Below are 17,420 nucleotides of genomic sequence, written 5' to 3' on the forward strand. Positions count from 1 at the left end.
ATCAGCTGCCTAATCTCAGACATGCAGCCATTTGGTTGCATATAACAGGAAGGTGGCATGGACGAGGTATTCAAAGCGCTGGCCGATCCCCATCGCCGACGGCTGCTCGACAGCCTCAACGCACGCAACGGGCAGACCCTGCGCGAACTATGCGCGGGACTCGCGATGGCGCGCCAGTCGGTCAGCAAACACCTCGCCGTGCTGGAAGCGGCAAATTTGATCAGCACCCGCCGCAGCGGCCGCGAAAAACTGCATTACCTCAACGCCGAACCCATCAACGCCATCACCGAGCGCTGGATCGCCCATTACGACCGCGCCCGGGTACACGCACTCGCCGATCTGAAAAAAGCACTGGAGGCAAATCCCATGAGCGACAACGCATTCGTCTACACGACCTACATCAAGACCACCGACCGGAAACTGTGGCAGGCGTTGACCGATCCGGCTTTCACGAAGCAGTACTGGGGCGCCAGTTTCGACACCGACTGGCAGCCGGGATCGGAAATGGTTTGGCACCAACGGGATTGGTCCAGCAAAGACCCCCAGCAGGTGGTGCTGGTGGCCGAGCCGTACACCAAGCTGTCCTACACCTGGCACACCTTCGACCCCGCTTTTGCCGACGCTTTCGAGATGAAGCCGGACAAGGTGGCCGAGTGGGCCCGCGAGCCGCGGTCGAAGGTGATTTTCGAGATCGAACCCGCGGGTGACGGGGTGGTGAAGCTGACGGTGGTGCACGACGGCTTCCAGCCCGGTAGCACTGTCCTGCCGGAGATCAGCGGTGGCTGGCCGAGCATCTTGTCCGGACTCAAGACCCTGCTCGAAACGGGCGAGACACTGCCGGAACCAACTGTCTAGTCGGTACCGCGCGGTGCGGGCAGTCCTGATGCACAGCGGCCGAACGCGATTTCTCGTGGCCGCGCCCCGGTAAGCTGCACTGGTCCGTGTCCAGCTCAGTTGGAGCACGAGTCCCTAGGGGCGACTGCGGGACTGGGCCTGATGCACAAAGTGGGGAAACATGATCAAGGTCCTGCTCCGAACCTCCATGGGTGACGTCGAGCTCGAACTCGACGAGGCGAAAGCGCCCAAGACCGTCAGGAACTTCCTGACCTACGTCAACAACGGTCACTACGACGGCACGATCTTCCACCGCGTGATCGATGGCTTCATGATCCAAGGCGGCGGTCTCGACCAGACGATGCGAGAAAAGCCCGCACCCAACAGAGTTGAGAACGAAGCGAAGAACGGACTGAAGAACGTCACCTACAGCGTGGCGATGGCTCGCACGTCCGACCCGCAGTCGGCGTCGGCCCAGTTCTTCATCAACACCAACGACAACGCGTTCCTCGACTATCCCGGTCAGGATGGTTGGGGATACGCGGTGTTCGGCAAGGTGACCCGGGGCCAGGACGTCGTCGACCAGATCGGCAAGGTCAGGACGGGCGCGCAGGACGTACCGGTCCAGCCGGTTCTCATCGAATCGGCCACCGTGATCCGCTGATCCCCCGCTGGCTTCACGGGTCGAGTCGGGAACTGCACAGTCGGTCGACCCGGGTATATTGCGGACTCTGACTTTTGAGGGGTCCACGGTGGCTGTGCTTAGTGACGAGTTCTTCGAGATAGTGGGCAAGCTCGTCGACGTGCAGAGCACCAAGGGCGAGAAGTACACCTCATACAAGGTGCGCGGCAAACTCTTCGGCTACTACTGGCCGCGCACCCAGACCGTCGGCTTGAAACAGACACTGTCCGAACAGAAGGCGCTGGTGTCGGAACGACCCGACGTTTTCGAAGAACAGTTCACCGCAGGCGGTTTCGGCTGGGTCGTGGTCCAGCTCGCAGGTATCGACCTCGATGAACTGTCCGAGCTGGTCTTCGAGGCCTGGCGATTGTCCGCGCCCGAGGAACTGATCGCCGAGGTGCCGGACTGGAACCGGTCGACCTCTGGCTGAACGCTGCCAAACCGGCAGCGGACTGAATCGAGCATGCGGTCGAGGAGCCACTCGACCAGCGCGGGCGCTTCTGCCGCAGTGGCGATCTCGCGCCGCCGCACTTCACGGTCGACCAACCGTGGCACGCACACCCCCAACCCTTTGCCCCTGCCTCGGATGATGGTACGCCCATACCATTTACATGGTACGTTTATACCACCAAGAGGGGAGAGCACTCATGACGAAGATCGGGAAGTTCAAGAACGACCAGGCGCGCGAGACCTTTTTACGCGCATACGAAGCACTGGAAACGCTGTGGCCGCTGCCCGCCACGACGCTCGACATTCAAACCTCGTTGGGTTCGACCCATGTCCGGCATTCCGGCTCCGGCGCGAAGACGCCCATCGTGTTGCTTCATCCGATCGGGGGCAACGGACTGGTCTGGCATTCCATCATCGAAGACCTTGCCCGGGACCGCGTGGTGTACGCATTGGACACCATCGGCACCGCGGGGCGCAGCGTGCAGACCGTCCCGCTACGGGATGAGACCGGCCTCGCCGCATGGTTCGACGAGGTGATGGCGGGGCTTGGTCTCGATCGGGTCCACGTGGTCGGTTACTCGCATGGCGCCTGGCATGCGGGCCTGGTCGCGCTGCACGAGGCGGGGCGGCTGGCGAGTGTGACACTCATCGAGCCCGGCGGGGTCTTCGTCAAGCCGAAGTGGAGCGTGCTGCTGAAAATGCTCGCGTTCGGGATGAAGGGCAAGTCCGACAAGAACTTGCGGAAGATGGCTGAGTGGCTGACGCCGGGGGTGCGGTTACATGAGTTGGAATTCGCCTTGGCGAAACCGGCTTTGGAGTATCGGATGCGGATCGGGTGGGCCAGGGTACTCAAAGACGCTGAGCTGCAATCCATCACCACGCCGACGCTGGTGATGTTCGGCGCCGACACCCTCGTCGCGGACCCCGAACAGGCGGCACGCCGCATCGCCGAGCACATGCCGGACGCCGAGACCGTGATCTACCCCGGCACCGGACACGGTGTGCTTCTTCAGATCCCGCGGCAACTCACCCGCCGGATCCTGGAATTCGCCCAGCAGCACGACCAACTGGCCCCGACCACCGCCTAGGCGTCGGGGCCATGCGACATTCCTAGCCGCGGTAGATCTCCACGTAGGCGTTGGTGGCCAAGGCGACGACGCCGGGGCCTACGCCGGTGCACGCTGTTGTGATGCGCTCACCTGACGGGGTGAAGGGGTAGCTGAGTTGGGAGTAGGGGCCAACGCCGTAGAGCGGGAAGGGGCCGGTGGCGTGGAGGCCGAAGCAGTCGACGCGGAGGACGTAATTGGTTCCGCCGTCGGGTTGGCAGACCGCCGAGGCACCGAAGAGGTTCCGCTCGACGACGCAGTCCTGCGGGGCCGCCTGGGCGGTACCGGACCCGATGACCGCTACGAAGGCCAGTCCCGACGCACCAGCGGCTGCGATTCGGGCGGCTGCGGTAATCGCTTTTCTCATGGAACTCCTTTTGCGGCGTCTGTCGGGATAGAGCCTTGAGAACCTTACGGCTGATACCACAGGATCGCTGCCCCCAGCGTTGGGGTCAGCGGGCGCGCCGTCAGTTGTGCTGATGCCCTCAGATGCGAACGAGGACCTGGTCCATGGACTTGCGGACGAGGTTCGGTACGACGGCGTCGTCTGCCGGGTAGCCGATAGGGATTACCGCGAAAGCCTTTTCGTTGCGGGGCCGCTCGAGGGCTTCGGCGAGGAACTTCATCGGGCTCGGCGTGTGCGTGAGGGCGGCAAGGCCGGAAATGTGCAGGGCGGCGAGCAGCATCCCTACGGCTATGCCTACCGATTCGTCGCCGTAGTAGTGCTTGTAAGTGGTGCCGTCCGGGCGGAGGCCGAAGCGCTGCTGGAAGACCACCAAGAGGTAAGGGGCGTCAGTGAGATGTGGTTTGTGTTCGTCGGTGCCGAGCGGTTGGAGGGCGGACAACCATTCTTCGCCGAGGCGGCCGTTATAGGAGATTTGCTCCTCCGCTTCGGCTGCCTCGCGAATTCTGGCCCGCACCTTGGGATCTTCGACGAGCACGAACGTCCACGGTTGCTGATGCGCACCCGACGGGGCCGTGTTCGCCACCGCGATCGCATCGAGAACCAACTGCTCCGGTACCGGATCCTTGGAGAACATCCGGACGGTTCGGCGCTCATCCATCCGCTCCCGGAACGCGGCCGACCTGACGAGGGCTTCCTCGACGGGAATCCGGTTCGGGTGGTACGGAATCGGCTGATAGGGCTGACCATGCAGCGGCGTCCACGTCGTCATGGATTGCAGTGTGAGCCGAACGCACTGGGCGGGCAACGCCGAGACGAAGTTATCGTCCACTCGGCCAGACAGACGACACTCTCGCGCTTCGGCCGGAATCAGTCGTGCAGCGCGCGCCGTAGGGCGGCGTGCTGGTCGGCGATCATTCGCTGCGAAACGGCGGCGAATTCGACGGCGGTACTGGCATGGAAAGTGCCAGGGTAGTGGCGCAATTCGGTGGGCACACCGGCCTGGATGAGGCGGTGCGCGTAGGTGATGTCCTCGTCCCGGAACGGATCGAACTCACAGACGCTGATGAATGTCGGCGGGAGGCCGGAGAGATCGTCGGCCCGGGCGGGAGCCGCGTAAGGGGATACACCTGAATCCTGCGGGCCCCCAGCGCCGTTCAGGTAGTGACGCCAGCTGTGCTGGGCGCTGGCCCGGTCCAAGACGGGCGTGTCGGTGAAGGCCTGTGCGGAAGGACTGGTGAGCCGGTCGTCGAGACCGGGGAAGTTGAGGGACTGACAGCGCAGGGCGGGGCCACCGCGATCGCGGGTGAGCAATGCCAAGCCCGCGGCGAGACCGCCACCGGCACTGTCGCCGACGACGCCGACCCGACGCGGATCGATGCGCAGTGAATCCGCGTTGTGCACCGTCCAGGACAGCGCCGCGTAGCCATCATCGAGGGCGCTCGGGAAAGGGTGTTCGGGAGCCAGGCGATAGTCGACGGAGACGATAACGGCTCCCACTCGCTCGGCGAGACGCAGCACCACCGCATGGTTGCTGTCCAGGTCACCGCTGATCAGGCCGCCCCAGTGGAAGAAAAGCAACGCGGGCAGCGTCCCGGCGGCACCATCAGGACCGTCGGGCCGGTACACCCGCACTCGCACCTTCGGCGCGTCCGGCGGTCCCGGAATGAGCGTGTCGGTCACCTGAACAGGGATCGACGGCTCATACGGCGGCGCAGCGGCCGCCGCCGCACGCATGGCGGCCCGCGCGGCACTGGGATCAGCGAAATCGAGCGGCGCGAGCTCGGGCAGACCGGCCAAGGGGGCCAATTCGGGATCGTAGGCGTAGGGCATGACGCTCCTGGAGGAATGGGACGGTTCTTATCAGAGACCCGTCGGCGAGCGGGACGAAACCCCGCACCAGGCAGTGACACTCCCCCACGCAGGCCGTCGTCCGCGTCCATACTGCCACCGCCACCTCGACGATGGCCGAGAATCGCGAACACAAATGCCCTGTCCCGCATCAGGTTTCACGAAGGGCCGACACTGGCGCGCTAGGGGCGGATGGTGGCGTAGAGGAGCATGTCGCGGCGGCGGCCGCCGATTTCCTGGTGGCTGTGCAACAAGCCTTCTCGCAGATAGGCGGCGGATTCCGCGACTCGGATCGAGCTGATGTTCCAGGGCTCGATGTACAGCTCGATGCGATGCAGGGTGGGGATGGTCCAGGCGAAGGTGGTCAGGGCCTTCAGAGCGCTGGTTGCGATGCCGCGGCCGCGATGCCGCGGTGAGACCGAATAGCCCACGATGGCGCGGCCTCTCGGCAGGTCTTGCAGCCACAGGCCGATACCGCCTACGGCAGTGTCGGTTTCGGCGTCGGCGATGGCGAAGGCGAAACCGGTTCCTTCGGCGTGGTGTCCGCGCTGTCGCTGTATCCACTCCCGCGCCTGACCGGCGGTGGGGGAGGCGGGCAAGGAGCCGATCAGTGGAATGTATGGGTCTTCACCCAACTCGATGGCGAGGTGGGCGTCCGCTTCGGTGTACTCCCGCAGGACGATCGCGCCGCAAGTCGGCGGGGCACTCGGCCATGACGGCAACTGTTCTGCCACCTGTCCACAACTATCCCGAAGACGGTGGATTGTCTGCTGGACAAGTCTTTCCGGCCATGGCGAGGTGACCGGAGGTCAGCGCGTGGGGAGCGGCGCCTCCGCAGCTTGGGTAATGGTGACCTGGCCGGTGCGGAGGTAGGTCAGCACCGCATCGTCGACCACCTGGTTGCCGCGGCCGAAGTTGCCGTGATCGCCGCCTTCGACGGTGATGAGGGAACCGTTCAAGGCGCGTGCCATCGCGGGGCCCCCTTCGTATTTGGTGAGGGCGTCGTGGCGGCTCTGCAGAACCAGCGGTGGGGTGTGCAGGCCCGCGCCGGTGATCGGAATCGGGGCGGTGACGGGCTTCCATGTGCCGCAGGCCATTCCGGAGCGGACCAGGTCGGCGCGGGCGTCCATCGCGTTGCCGCCGGAGGCGATGGTGGCGATCGCGGAGCCGATCACGTCGAGGCGGCCGGGGATGGCGTTCTCGTTGCAGGTGATCGCGGCGAAGACGAAGCGGCCGGTCGGGTCGGTGGAGGTGGCGCCCGCGATGGTGCGCAGCCGCTGCACGTTCGCCGGGTCCGCGGCGACATCGGCCATCGCGCGGGCGAACGTCGGCCAGTAGGTGCGGGTGTAGGTGGCGACCGCGGTGGCGCCGAGCAGCGGTCCCTGGGTGGTGGCACCGCCGGAGATCAAGGTGCGCAACAGGTTCTGTAGTTTTCCGGTCTGCTCGAGACTGCCCGTGTAGCCGTCGCGGGCGATCTCGGCGAGCGGCTCGGGCAACGCGCCCGGCAGGTCGGCGAGACTGGCGGGCGGCGGGGTCAGGTTGGCGTACCAGCCACCACCTTGGTCGACCGCGAGCCGCACCCAGTTCTGATAGACCTGCAAAGCGGTGTCGCCGAGGTGGTATTCGCTGCTGTGCTCGGCGATCCAGGCGAACAGGTCGTCCAGCCGCTGCTTGCCCGCGACCTGCTGCTGCGCGAATTCCTCGGTCCACACCCAGTCCGGATTGACGTTGGAGTCCAACACCATCCGCTCCACCCGGTCGGGGAACAGCGAGGCGTACACCGCGCCGAGATAGGTGCCGTAGGAGGTGCCGAGGTAACTGATCCGCTCCAGCCCAAGCGCGGCCCGCACCGCGTCCATATCGCGAGCGGTGTTCTCGGTGGTGATGGTGTCCAGGTAGCCGGGCAGCGCGGCGTCGCACGCTTTCTTGATGGCGTTGCGGTCACCACCGCCGAGCGACACCGGTGCGCCGTCCTCGTCCTTCACCTCGGTCGCACAATTCAACGGGGTGGCCCAGCGCAATCCGCGCGGCTGCACCGCGATCCGGTCGTAGTGGGTGGCAAGTTCGGCGGGCAGCACGTCGGTCCGCAACCCCCAGAAGTCCAGTCCGTCCGCGCCGGGCCCACCGGGGTTGGCGAACAGGGCGCCGCGCCGCTGTCCAGTTGCCGCGATCCGGCTGACGGTCACCTGGATCTTCGGCCCGTCCGGGTCCGCGTAATTCATCGGCACGTCGACGACGGCACACCGCACGCCGTGACCGGCGACCACCGAACCCGCCGGACATTCCCCGAAGGACGGACCGGGCGCGGCGTCGGCCGTGCCGGACACGATCGATGCGCCGAGCAGGCACCCGGCCAGAGCAGCCGCGGCCCGCGAAAACAGCCGTACCTTCATCATGTTTCGTACCTCCACGGGCCGCCACCACGCACCCGTGCGCGACCCCGATCATGTGCATTCTGCGCAGGTCGCGAGCGACAGACAAGTCGAGCGACCGATTCCGCCGGTCAGGCACCAGGGCGCGCTGCCGACGGCGGACCGCCGATGGGCCGCAGTGGTTGCGGCGGCACGCGTTGCAGAATGCACGGATGACGTCGCACGGGGGTAGCGTCGAGCCATGTCGTCGGAGGTCCGTATCAACACCGCACTGGAACGCTTCGAGCTCTATGTCGACGGTGCGAATGCCGGATACGTCGAATACCAGGACACGCAGTCCGAACGCGCGTTCGTGCACACCGAGATCTACCCGCGCTACGAGGGCCAGGGCTACGGCCGCGTGCTGGTCGAGGCGGCGCTGAACAACACCGCCGGAGACAAGCTCGGTGCGCTGCCGATGTGTCCGATGGTGCACCACTTCATCGAGACCAGGCCGGAATACCTGGTGATGGTGCCGCATTGGGCGCGCGACACCCTGAACCTGCCTCAGTAAGCGGCGACCGCCCCGTTCAACGCCTGCTGCAGATCGGCTCTGGCCAGTCGCGCGATGTCACCGGGCCGGGTGGGCAGCTCGGTGATCGGCACGCCGAAATAGAAGCTGGCCGACTTCGCCTCCTCCTTGGTCGGCTGCACTGCCGGATCGGCGCGCGGCCCGTAACTCAGGCCCATGGACACCAGCACCGGCTCGACGCCGAGTTTCATCGCGCGAAAGGCGATGTGCCCGATGCCGCTCCCCACCGGCTGCACCTGGGCCGGGTCGATGTCGTTGCAGGTGCCCTCGGGAAATACCGCCACACCGTCGCCGCGCGCCATCCGCTGCGCGCAGATGTCCATCATTCGCTGGCCCGCCGCGTTGACCGCGCGAATCCCGTGGTCCTTGCCGCGGAACACCGGAATTCCGCCCATCATGTCGATCTTGCGGCGCTGTTCGGGCTCTTCGAACAATTCGTCCTTGGCCAGCACCCGCACCCGGCCGATGACCGGTCGTAGCGCGCTGCGCCACGCCGCCGCCGCGACCGTATACGGATCGTTCTCGGAAAGATGATTGATCGAGATCAACAGCGGTCGCCGCTGCCGGATCGCCGCACGCAAACCCGCGAGCGCGCCAGCGGCGTAGGAGACCCGTGGATGGTAACGACGGCCCAGGATGGCGTATGCACCCCAGGCTTTCAGCCGATTCTGGCGATGCTCGAGATAGAAGTCGTACACGGTGTCGCTGTTCTCGAGGCGCACCTCGGGCGGTTCCATGACACGGACTCTACGACGCCCGCAAGTGCCCAGCACCGGCCCCCGAGGCAAAATTCAGGGCACTGAACTCGGCTGCGGAAGCGCATATCGGCGAAACAACTGCGATGATGTCCGAGTGGCACGCGCAGACGACCCGGATGATCGGAAAACTCGCGGCGGGCACGGCGACCGCAAGCGGCGCGATTTCCGGCACGGCGAGCAGGTGGTGCGCGCCGGCACCCTGCTGGTGTCGGCGACCGAACTGGCCGAACCGACCTTCCGGCGCACCGTTGTCTACATCATCGAGCACAACGAGGCGGGCAGCCTCGGCGTGGTGCTCAACCGGCCGAGCGATACCGCGGTGCACGACGTGCTCCCCCGCTGGACCGAAGTGGCCGCCGCACCGCGCACCCTGTTCATCGGCGGACCGGTCAAGCGGGACGCGGCGCTGTGCCTCGGCACCGTGCGCGTCGGCGCGACCATCGACGGCGTCCCCGGCCTGCGCCGGATCGATGGCCGGGTGGTGCTCGTCGACCTGGACGCCGATCCGGAAGAGATCGGGCGACTGGTCGAGGGCGTCCGCATTTTCGCGGGTTATGCGGGCTGGACCTTCGGGCAATTGGAGGGCGAACTGGAGAACGACGACTGGATCGTGCTCTCCGCGTTGCCGTCCGACCCGATCAGCACCGGCCGCGCCGACCTCTGGGCGCACGTCCTGCGCCGCCAACCCCTCCCCCTTTCGCTGCTGGCCACCCATCCCATTGAACTAGAGCGCAACTGAAGACGTGTACTCCTCGGACACCTGAATGAAAGCCATGGCAACGGGACAACCGATCTGGCGAAAACATGGGTAACTCATCGGGTACGCCCAGAACCCGGCCCGGTGACCGCCCGCCGGCCCGCAACGCAAGTCCGGAGGCACCCACTTGTGCGCAAAGTACTCGGAGAGGCGGACAAACCCGACGACCAAGCCGAGTTGCTCCGGGTTCTGTACGACGAACACGCCGCCGCTTTATGGCGGTACACGCTCGGTTTGGTGCGCGACCCGGGACGGGCCGAGGACATCGTGCAGGAGACGTTGCTGCGGGCGTGGCAACGCCCGAACGTGCTGGATCAGTCCACGACGTCGGCGCGTGCGTGGCTGTTCACGGTGGCGCGCCATCTCGCCGTGGATGAGCATCGCAGCGCCCGGAACCGGCGCGAGTTCCGCACCGACAGCCCGCCCGACCAGGCCGCGCCCGACCAGGCCGATCGCGCCTTGGACGGCTGGCTGATCGCGGACGCGTTGGGCAGGCTCAGCGCCGATCACCGCGAGGTGATCGTGCGGGCCTACTATCGGGGCCTTTCCACCCACCAGATCGCCGCGGAACTCGACATCCCGGCGGGAACGGTGAAATCCCGGATGCACTACGGCATGCGGGCGCTACGGCTGGCACTACAGGAGATGGGGGTGACGAACCAATGACGGATATCACCGACGACTACACCACGTGGGATGCGCCGTACGTGCTCGGCTCCCTGACCCGGACCGAACGCCGTGCGTACGAAGAGCATTTGACCGGCTGCCCCGCCTGCCGGGCCGCCGTCGCCGAGTTGGCCGGGATGCCGGGCATGCTCGCCATGGTCGACCCCGAGACCGCGCTCGCGATGATCGAGCCGTCGGAAGCCGTTGCGGCAGAACTCGGCTCGGCCCCGGTCGCGGCGAATCCGCCGGTACCGCAGTTGCTGCCGAGACTCGCCGCGGCGGCGGAGCAGCGCAGGCGACGGAGCAGATGGGTGAGCATCGGTGCGGCGGTGGCGGCGGCCGCTGCCGCCGTGGCGATCGCGGTTCCGGTGGTCGCCACGGTCACCTCGTCCGACACCACGACCCCCGAACAGGTTGTCGCGGAACGCGGCATGCAACCGCTGAAGCCGAACCCCGTCACCGCGAGTTTCAAAGTCGTTCGGGCCGAGGGTAAGACACGGATCGTCATGTCGTGCAGCTACGGACCGAGCAACCAGCAGTACAGCTGGAATCTGAAGTTGTTCGTCCTCGGCACCGATGGCAGCCAGACCGAGCTCGATCAGTGGCCGGCCGGGCCTGGCACCGAGCTGACGATCGATCGGACCATCGATAAGGCGCCGGATCAGATTCGGGCCGTCGAGATCCGATTGGCGTCGACGGGTGAGACGCTGCTGTCGGGCACGGTCTGACGACGCAACGATCCCCCCACCGGAGTCGGCGGGGGGATCGATACCCCTCATCGTGCGCTCGTGATCAGGCCGTCTGGCGACGGAAAATCGAGTTGGCCCAGAAGAATCCGACGATCGTCAGGCCGGTGCACCAGGCGAGCGCGAGGATGCCGTTGTTGCCGATCTCGGTGCCCATCAGCAGGCCGCGGACGGTCTCGGTGATCGGGGTGAACGGCTGATACTCGGCGAATTGGCGCAGCCCGACCGGCATGGTGTCGGTGCCGACCAGACCACTGCCGAGGAACGGCAGCATGATGATCGGGAAGACGATGTTGCTCGCGCCCTCCGGGTTCGGCGACAGCAGGCCCAAGGCGACCGCAAGCCAGTTCAGTCCGAAGATGGTGAAGGTGAGCAGACCGAACGCGGCAATCCATTCGACGACATTGGCATCGGGACGCCAACCGATGAGCAGCGAGACCGCGGCCATCAGCACGATGCCACCCAGCGCTTGGAGCAGCGCGCCGACCACGTGCCCGGTCAGCATCGACGACTGCGTGATGCCCATGGTGCGGAACCGATTCACGATGCCTTTGGCAGCATCGTTCGCGATCGACACCGCCACCGACGCCGTGATGTAGGCGGGAACCATCAGCAGCATGCCGGGCGCGAGGTAGTCGATGTAGTTTCCGCCGGAGGACTTTTCGAGTGCGCCACCGAAGACGAACTTGAAGATCAGCAGTAGGACGGTCGGCATCACAATGACGCCGATACTCATGCTCGGATATCGCTTCGCGTGAGTCAGATTGCGCCGCAACATAGTTGCCGAGTCGGCAAGGGCATAGGACACAGTACTCATGACACGGTTTCCTTTTCGGGAGTCGGCTGGCCGGTGAGGGTGAGGAAGACGTCGTCGAGGTTGGGCGTGTGCACGGCGAGACCGTCGACCTCGATCTGCTCGTAGTCGAGTCGATCGAGCAGGGCCCGTAGCGATTTCACGCTGCCGTCGCTCGGCACCGCGAGAGTCAGGTCTTCGTCGATGTCGGCGTCGTCGACCACCTGGGCGGCGACGCCGAGCACGGCGGACGCGGCGAACAAGGCGTTGCGGTCGGTGAACTGCAATCGGATATGCCCGCCTGGCACCAGCCGTTTCAGTTCGGCCGCGGTGCCTTCCGCGACGATCCGGCCGTGATCGAGCACCGCGATGCGGTCGGCCAGCTGATCGGCCTCCTCCAGATACTGGGTGGTGAGGAAGACGGTCACGTTGTAGTCGTCGACCAGCCCGCGGATGAGCTCCCAGATAGCCCGCCTGCTGCGCGGATCGAGGCCGGTGGTCGGCTCGTCGAGAAAGATGATGCGCGGATCGCCGACCAGGGTCATCGCCAGGTCCAGCCGCCGGGTCATGCCGCCGGAGTAGGTGGACGCGGGCTTGTCGGCGGCCTCGACGAGATCGAATCGTTCCAGCAGATCCGCTGCCAGCCTTTTGGTTTCGCGCCGCGGCAGGTGCTGCAGGTCGCCCATCAGGATCAGGTTCTCCCGGCCGGTGAGCAATTCGTCGACCGCGGAGAATTGGCCGGTGACACCGATTGCCGCGCGGACGGCATCGCGTTCTGCCTCGACATCATGTCCGCCGACCCGGCTTTGGCCACCGTCGGCGTGGATGAGTGTGCTCAGGATCTGCACGGTGGTGGTCTTGCCCGCGCCGTTCGGGCCGAGCAGCGAATAGACCGTGCCTTCGGGGACGGTGATATCGATGCCGTCGAGCACCACCTTCTCGCCGAATGATTTGCGCAGGCCCAGTGCCGAAATGGCGGGTGCGCGATGGCCGTTGACCATGGCTGTCCTTTCAGAATTACATAAGGGAATGCGCATGCGCGCATGACTGATCTGCACCGCTCCCGGTGTCCCGGTGCGGCGGTAGGTGTCGAGTAGTTGCTATTCAGCTGTGCGGTAACCGAATTCGGTTAGATGTCGAGGTCCTCGACCTGGGGATGTTTCGCGATATCGGCCACCCGCTCGTACAGCTTCGATGGAAGCTTGTCTTTCAATTCGTCGATGGAGTCCACGATCTCCAGGATGAAATCGCCCCAGTCCTCCTCACCGACGCCGAGCATGCGCCGCCAGTTCTTCAAATCGTTGAGCCAGTTGGCGGATTGCGGATATTCGTCCCACTTGGCGTACTGGGCGTGCATCACGAACTTGCCTTTGCGGCTGCGATACACCCGGACGTTTTCCATCCGCTCGTCGTTGACGTCGTGCCATTCGCCGAGCAACGCGCCGGAGAACCGCACCTGCCGGACACCGTTGTGCCCGACACGGACCACGACCTCGTCGTAGCCCTCTTGGCGACCCTCCTCCAACTCGATGAATCGGCGCAGCGCCGTGGTCACCGCCCCGGACAGATTGCCGCCAACCAGTTCCTGGGCCCGCTGGAACAGCGGCAGATCGTCATCGGCAACATAGATCGTCTTGTTGGGCATGACACGACTATACGTAGATGTATACGTACACGCAAGCGCCGCGCTCGAGTCTGCGGAGAATGCTTCCATTCAGAAGCGCCGTCTTGTAGGTTGCTGATTATTCACTGAGATGCACTCAGCCGACGCCGTCTGAGCTCAGGACCGAGTGGCAGGGTCGCCAGCCGGTACCCCGATATCAGCGGTAAGTAGCAAAGAGGTGCTGTAGTGATGTCTCCGAACGCCAAGCGGAAGCTACCCGCCCGAGCACTGCTCGGAAGTTGCCCTATCGCGTTGATCCTGCTGCTGAGCACGGCTGCCCCCGCGTCGGCGGAGTTCGTCGATCCGGCCGCACTGGGTGTCCGGATCGGTCACCAGGAGGTCAAACCGACCCTGGACGGCTACGCCATCATGACCACCGAGGCGAATACCAACGCGCGCGTCATCCCGCCGTTGGACGGCAGCCCGTTCAGCCGCGAGGCGTTCCTGTCCGGCATCGGCATCGGCCAGGTCGACGGACCCGCGGGCGCCAGAGTGGCGGGCGCGGTGATGGAGGTGGGCTACGAGGTCGGCTATCCGGTGGCCTTCGCGCCGAACGGCATCACCGTCACGCTCAATTCGCCGTCCGTCTCGGTCACCGGTGCGGTGAAGCCGCAGATCTCGGCCGGTGTGACGCCGCAGATCAATATCGCCCCCGTGCCGGGCGCCCAGGTCGAATTCCCGTTGCAGGCTCAGCTCGGCGCGGAATTGGGCGCGCAGGCGACGATCCTGCCGTCGCAGCAGTTGTCTTTTCAGGTCGGGCACGGCGGCATCACCGAAACGACGCTGGCCAAGTTCACCCTGACCCAGCCGCTCGCCTACGCCGATCTGTCCAACACCCACCTGACCGTCACGGGGGCGCTCGGACCGGTCACCATTCGGACCTTCGTGAAATTCACCCTGGTCACCGGCGCGGGCCAGACCACGGATGCCGTCTACAGCGATCCGATCGCGCTGTAAGCGGCAAACTCGGACGAGGCGTACGTCGAGTTCGTCGGGCCGCCGAATACATCGACCCGCTGGCGACGCTACGCGAAAGACCTTCAGCTGGCGACTAATTGGTCGGGTTCCGCGGTCTTGGCCCACCGCTGGGCCAGCCCGGCGCAGACGATCAGCTGGATCTGGTGGAAGATCATCAATGGCAGCACGATCAGGCCGACCGGCTGGCTCGCGAAAAGCACTGTCGCCATGGGTAGTCCGGTGGCAAGACTCTTCTTGGAGCCACAGAACACGATGACGATCCGGTCTTCCCGGGAAAAGCCGAGAACCCGGCCGGTCACCATGGTCGCGGTGATAACAAGTGCGAGCAGCACGCAGCACACGCCGGCCAGCGCGAGAATCCGCCAGGGCGAGAGCATGTGCCAGATGCCCTCCACCATGCCCGCGCTGAACGCGCTGTAGACGACGAGCAGGATCGAGCCGCGATCGACCAGCTTGGTCGGCTCCGCGTACCGGCGCAGCCAGCCGATGACCTTCGGCCGGATCAGTTGCCCGATCGCGAAGGGCACCAGCAACTGCAACACGATGTCACCGACCGAAGAGAAGTCGACGCTGGCCTGGCCCGTGGTGTTCATCAACAGGATGACCAGCAGCGGAGTGACGAAGACGCCGAGCAAATTCGACGCCGTCGCGCTCACGATCGCACCGGGCACATTGCCTTTCGCGATCGAGGTGAACGCGATCGACGACTGCACGGTCGACGGCACCAGGCACAGGAACAACAGCCCGGTGTACAGGTCGTCGGTCAGCACGCTCGGCGCCAGCAACCGCGCCGCCAGTCCGAGCAACGGGAACAGCACGAAGGTACTGGCCAGCACGATGATGTGCAGCCGCCAGTGGGTGAGCCCGGCCAGTGCCTCCTTCGGGGAGAGCCGCGTGCCGTAGAGCAAGAAGAGCAATGCGATGGCAATCTTCGTCAGCACATCAACTACGTCGGCGGCCGTGCCTTTTGCGGGAAAGACGCTGGCCAGAGCAACTGTAGCGAGGATCGACAGGATGAAGCCGTCGATATAGAACTTGCTGAGGAATCGCACACCACACGCTAACGCCGGGGCTGTTCCCATATGGAACCGAAAAATACGTACTTGGTCACATCGCGTGCCCGCTCCGCCTACTGGATAAACACGAACGTTCGTCCGTATAGTTGGTAGCGCACACAGCGCGACGAAGGGACGACGATGAAGATCCGCCGACTGGGCTGGGCAGGTGTGGAAGTCGAATTCGACAACGCCACACTGGTGATCGATGCCGTGCAGGACAGCGAGCCACTGCGCAGTTTGCTGCCGGACGACGCGTTGACCGCACCGCGGCAGCCGAATACCGCGCTGGCCGCGCTGGTCACCCACTTGCACCTCGATCACGCCGACCCGCCGGGACTGAACCGCATCCTGGCACCGGACGGCATCGTGCTCCGTCCCGCACCGATGGTGGGCACGGGTGATGATGTCGTGTGGACCGCCGAGGCCGAAAGCGGTTTTGCCGCAAGCTCGCTCACGACGCGGGTGATGTCCGAATGGGAAACCACCACGATCGGACCCTTCGAGGTGACCGCGGTTCCCGCCGTCGATGGACTCGGCGACCCGCAGGTGAACTGGGTAGTCAGCGCGGGCGGGCATCGCATCTTCCACGGCGGTGACACCATTTTCCACGGTCTGTGGTGGTTGATCGCCCGCCGCTGTGGCCCCTTCGATGCCGCGTTTCTGCCGATAAACGGTGCGGCAGTGAATTTTCCACACCTGCAACCAGGAAGTCCGCTGCCCGCTGTACTCACGCCGGAACAGGCGGTGCTGGCGGGGAACATACTCGGCGCCCGCACGGTCGTCCCCATACACTTCGGCCTCGACCGACCGCCGTACTACGTGGAGATCGATCAGTCGTTGGTCAAGTTCCGCGCCGCAGCGGCGGAAGCAGGAGTCGGGCTCACCGTGCTCGCCCCTGGCGAATCCCTCGACCTCGCAGCCACCGAGGTAGCAGTCGCAGACTGAGCTTCGAGCCGTTCACGCCGATGGTCCGCGAAAGCCCCGTTCGGACTCGGGCTAGGTCGCGGGCTGGCAGGCGTCGCGGAGGGAGCAGGCGCCGCAAGCGCTGCCGCAGCCGCCGACTTCGGCGGGCGGGGCGATGGCTGCCGCTGTCGAGGCGGCGGCGTTGGCGCCGGCGCCGAGGGTGAACAGGGCGATGACGCCCGCGCCCGCGGCGACGAGGAAGACGACGATGCCGCTCGCGGCGAGGGCGACGAGACCACCGGCGAACAGCAGCGCCCCGGCCGCCAGCGAGGTGGGGGCGGCGACGCGATTCGCGATGCGGAAGGTCTCGTCATCGGAAAGGGCGGCCTCGGTGTGCACGCCGACGAAGCGGTTGCGCGGCAGCCTGCCGATCAGCCCGAGTGCGCCGGTTGCGATGGCTACGAGGGCCAGCACGAACAGGACGAGAGCGACGACGAACACTCATGCAGGCTAGCGCATCGGTGTCCGCCACCCGCTGGCCACTCCCCCGCAATCGCTCAGCATTCGGCATGGCACCACCCCGGACGAGCGCTTTCCACACTGGGCAGCACCCGGCCCGAGGTGTAGCAACCAAACGCACTGTTGGGACCGCTCGGATGGGAACGACAACCCGCGAGTAATCGGAAGGGGATGCGGCGCAGTCCCGTCCCGACGGGTGGGTAACCCCGGACGCGGACGCGCCGACGGAGTCAGCACAGCCCGATTTTCAGTACTGCGGTGCACACGTTCTACCCTGATAGACGAAGTTTGTCGGGGATCGGCGATAACA

21 protein-coding genes are annotated in these 17,420 nt (G+C 65.5%); 10 read left to right on the top strand and 11 right to left on the bottom strand.

Annotated features, from left to right (window positions below):
- Nucleotides 1-57: 57 nt before the first annotated feature.
- The 4 genes from KV110_RS40195 to KV110_RS40210 all read left to right on the top strand — a co-directional run bounded on the left by KV110_RS40195 (nucleotide 58) and on the right by KV110_RS40210 (nucleotide 3,054).
- Nucleotides 58-855, top strand: a complete 798-nt coding sequence (locus tag KV110_RS40195) for an ArsR/SmtB family transcription factor (RefSeq protein ID WP_218472313.1) — start codon at nucleotides 58-60, stop codon at nucleotides 853-855.
- A 160-nt stretch (nucleotides 856-1,015) separates the two neighbouring features.
- Nucleotides 1,016-1,498 (top strand): peptidylprolyl isomerase, encoded by a 483-nt coding sequence (locus tag KV110_RS40200; protein ID WP_218472314.1) that lies wholly within the window; start codon nucleotides 1,016-1,018, stop codon nucleotides 1,496-1,498.
- Nucleotides 1,499-1,586: 88 nt separating this feature from the next.
- Nucleotides 1,587-1,946 (top strand): MmcQ/YjbR family DNA-binding protein, encoded by a 360-nt coding sequence (locus tag KV110_RS40205; RefSeq protein WP_218472315.1) that lies wholly within the window; start codon nucleotides 1,587-1,589, stop codon nucleotides 1,944-1,946.
- A 217-nt stretch (nucleotides 1,947-2,163) separates the two neighbouring features.
- Complete coding sequence (locus tag KV110_RS40210) at nucleotides 2,164-3,054, top strand: alpha/beta fold hydrolase (protein ID WP_218472316.1); 891 nt, start codon at nucleotides 2,164-2,166, stop codon at nucleotides 3,052-3,054.
- A gap of 22 nt (nucleotides 3,055-3,076) precedes the next feature.
- On the opposite strand, the gene KV110_RS40215 is transcribed toward KV110_RS40210, so the two are convergent.
- From KV110_RS40215 to KV110_RS40235, 5 genes are all read right to left on the bottom strand, one after another.
- A complete protein-coding gene (locus KV110_RS40215; RefSeq protein WP_218472317.1) occupies nucleotides 3,077-3,439 on the bottom strand; it encodes a hypothetical protein in 363 nt (120 codons plus the stop codon).
- Between the two features lie 118 nt (nucleotides 3,440-3,557).
- A complete protein-coding gene (locus KV110_RS40220; protein WP_218472318.1) occupies nucleotides 3,558-4,247 on the bottom strand; it encodes a nitroreductase family protein in 690 nt (229 codons plus the stop codon).
- 98 nt (nucleotides 4,248-4,345) lie between these two features.
- The gene (locus tag KV110_RS40225; protein ID WP_218472319.1) at nucleotides 4,346-5,308 is read right to left on the bottom strand and encodes an alpha/beta hydrolase; all 963 of its coding nucleotides are present in this window, start codon (nucleotides 5,306-5,308) and stop codon (nucleotides 4,346-4,348) included.
- Between the two features lie 200 nt (nucleotides 5,309-5,508).
- The gene (locus KV110_RS40230; protein ID WP_218472320.1) at nucleotides 5,509-6,060 is read right to left on the bottom strand and encodes a GNAT family N-acetyltransferase; all 552 of its coding nucleotides are present in this window, start codon (nucleotides 6,058-6,060) and stop codon (nucleotides 5,509-5,511) included.
- Between the two features lie 75 nt (nucleotides 6,061-6,135).
- Nucleotides 6,136-7,722 (bottom strand): alpha/beta hydrolase, encoded by a 1,587-nt coding sequence (locus KV110_RS40235; RefSeq protein ID WP_218472321.1) that lies wholly within the window; start codon nucleotides 7,720-7,722, stop codon nucleotides 6,136-6,138.
- A gap of 217 nt (nucleotides 7,723-7,939) precedes the next feature.
- Between KV110_RS40235 and KV110_RS40240 the strand changes: the two genes are divergently transcribed.
- The gene (locus tag KV110_RS40240; protein ID WP_218472322.1) at nucleotides 7,940-8,251 is read left to right on the top strand and encodes a GNAT family N-acetyltransferase; all 312 of its coding nucleotides are present in this window, start codon (nucleotides 7,940-7,942) and stop codon (nucleotides 8,249-8,251) included.
- On the opposite strand, the gene KV110_RS40245 is transcribed toward KV110_RS40240, so the two are convergent.
- Entirely contained in the window at nucleotides 8,245-9,006 is a 762-nt protein-coding gene (locus KV110_RS40245) for a lysophospholipid acyltransferase family protein (protein WP_218472323.1), read from the bottom strand. The genes KV110_RS40240 and KV110_RS40245 overlap by 7 nt on opposite strands.
- Before the next feature lie 115 nt (nucleotides 9,007-9,121).
- Between KV110_RS40245 and KV110_RS40250 the strand changes: the two genes are divergently transcribed.
- The 3 genes from KV110_RS40250 (at nucleotide 9,122) to KV110_RS40260 (ending at nucleotide 11,178) form a co-directional block, all read left to right on the top strand.
- Nucleotides 9,122-9,766 (top strand): YqgE/AlgH family protein, encoded by a 645-nt coding sequence (locus tag KV110_RS40250; protein WP_218472324.1) that lies wholly within the window; start codon nucleotides 9,122-9,124, stop codon nucleotides 9,764-9,766.
- 147 nt (nucleotides 9,767-9,913) lie between these two features.
- Entirely contained in the window at nucleotides 9,914-10,450 is a 537-nt protein-coding gene (locus KV110_RS40255) for a sigma-70 family RNA polymerase sigma factor (protein ID WP_218472325.1), read from the top strand.
- The gene (locus KV110_RS40260; protein ID WP_218472326.1) at nucleotides 10,447-11,178 is read left to right on the top strand and encodes an anti-sigma factor family protein; all 732 of its coding nucleotides are present in this window, start codon (nucleotides 10,447-10,449) and stop codon (nucleotides 11,176-11,178) included. Before KV110_RS40255 ends, KV110_RS40260 begins: the two co-directional genes overlap by 4 nt.
- Before the next feature lie 64 nt (nucleotides 11,179-11,242).
- Here KV110_RS40260 and KV110_RS40265 read toward each other — a convergent pair whose 3' ends face one another.
- From KV110_RS40265 to KV110_RS40275, 3 genes are all read right to left on the bottom strand, one after another.
- Nucleotides 11,243-12,013 carry an ABC transporter permease gene (locus KV110_RS40265; RefSeq protein WP_218472327.1) on the bottom strand — a complete coding sequence of 257 codons (771 nt, stop codon included), beginning with the start codon at nucleotides 12,011-12,013 and terminating at the stop codon, nucleotides 11,243-11,245.
- Nucleotides 12,010-12,990 carry an ATP-binding cassette domain-containing protein gene (locus KV110_RS40270; RefSeq protein WP_218472328.1) on the bottom strand — a complete coding sequence of 327 codons (981 nt, stop codon included), beginning with the start codon at nucleotides 12,988-12,990 and terminating at the stop codon, nucleotides 12,010-12,012. The genes KV110_RS40265 and KV110_RS40270 overlap by 4 nt, the downstream gene beginning before the upstream one ends.
- 128 nt (nucleotides 12,991-13,118) lie before the next feature.
- Nucleotides 13,119-13,634, bottom strand: coding sequence for an EXLDI protein (locus tag KV110_RS40275; RefSeq protein WP_218472329.1), 516 nt, complete (start codon nucleotides 13,632-13,634; stop codon nucleotides 13,119-13,121).
- Between the two features lie 207 nt (nucleotides 13,635-13,841).
- On the opposite strand from KV110_RS40275, the gene KV110_RS40280 reads away from it, so the two are divergent.
- Complete coding sequence (locus KV110_RS40280; protein WP_246634851.1) at nucleotides 13,842-14,609, top strand: MspA family porin; 768 nt, start codon at nucleotides 13,842-13,844, stop codon at nucleotides 14,607-14,609.
- Nucleotides 14,610-14,692: 83 nt separating this feature from the next.
- Here the strand turns inward: KV110_RS40280 and KV110_RS40285 are convergent, their stop codons facing one another.
- Entirely contained in the window at nucleotides 14,693-15,682 is a 990-nt protein-coding gene (locus KV110_RS40285; protein ID WP_218472331.1) for a bile acid:sodium symporter family protein, read from the bottom strand.
- Nucleotides 15,683-15,826: 144 nt separating this feature from the next.
- Here KV110_RS40285 and KV110_RS40290 point away from each other — a divergent pair, with 144 nt between their 5' ends.
- A complete protein-coding gene (locus KV110_RS40290) occupies nucleotides 15,827-16,633 on the top strand; it encodes an MBL fold metallo-hydrolase (RefSeq protein WP_218472332.1) in 807 nt (268 codons plus the stop codon).
- Between the two features lie 51 nt (nucleotides 16,634-16,684).
- On the opposite strand, the gene KV110_RS40295 is transcribed toward KV110_RS40290, so the two are convergent.
- Nucleotides 16,685-17,092, bottom strand: coding sequence for an SdpI family protein (locus KV110_RS40295; protein ID WP_218472333.1), 408 nt, complete (start codon nucleotides 17,090-17,092; stop codon nucleotides 16,685-16,687).
- Nucleotides 17,093-17,420 lie beyond the last annotated feature (328 nt).

Source organism: Nocardia iowensis (assembly GCF_019222765.1).
In the GTDB taxonomy this organism is placed as follows: Bacteria; Actinomycetota; Actinomycetes; order Mycobacteriales; family Mycobacteriaceae; genus Nocardia; species Nocardia iowensis.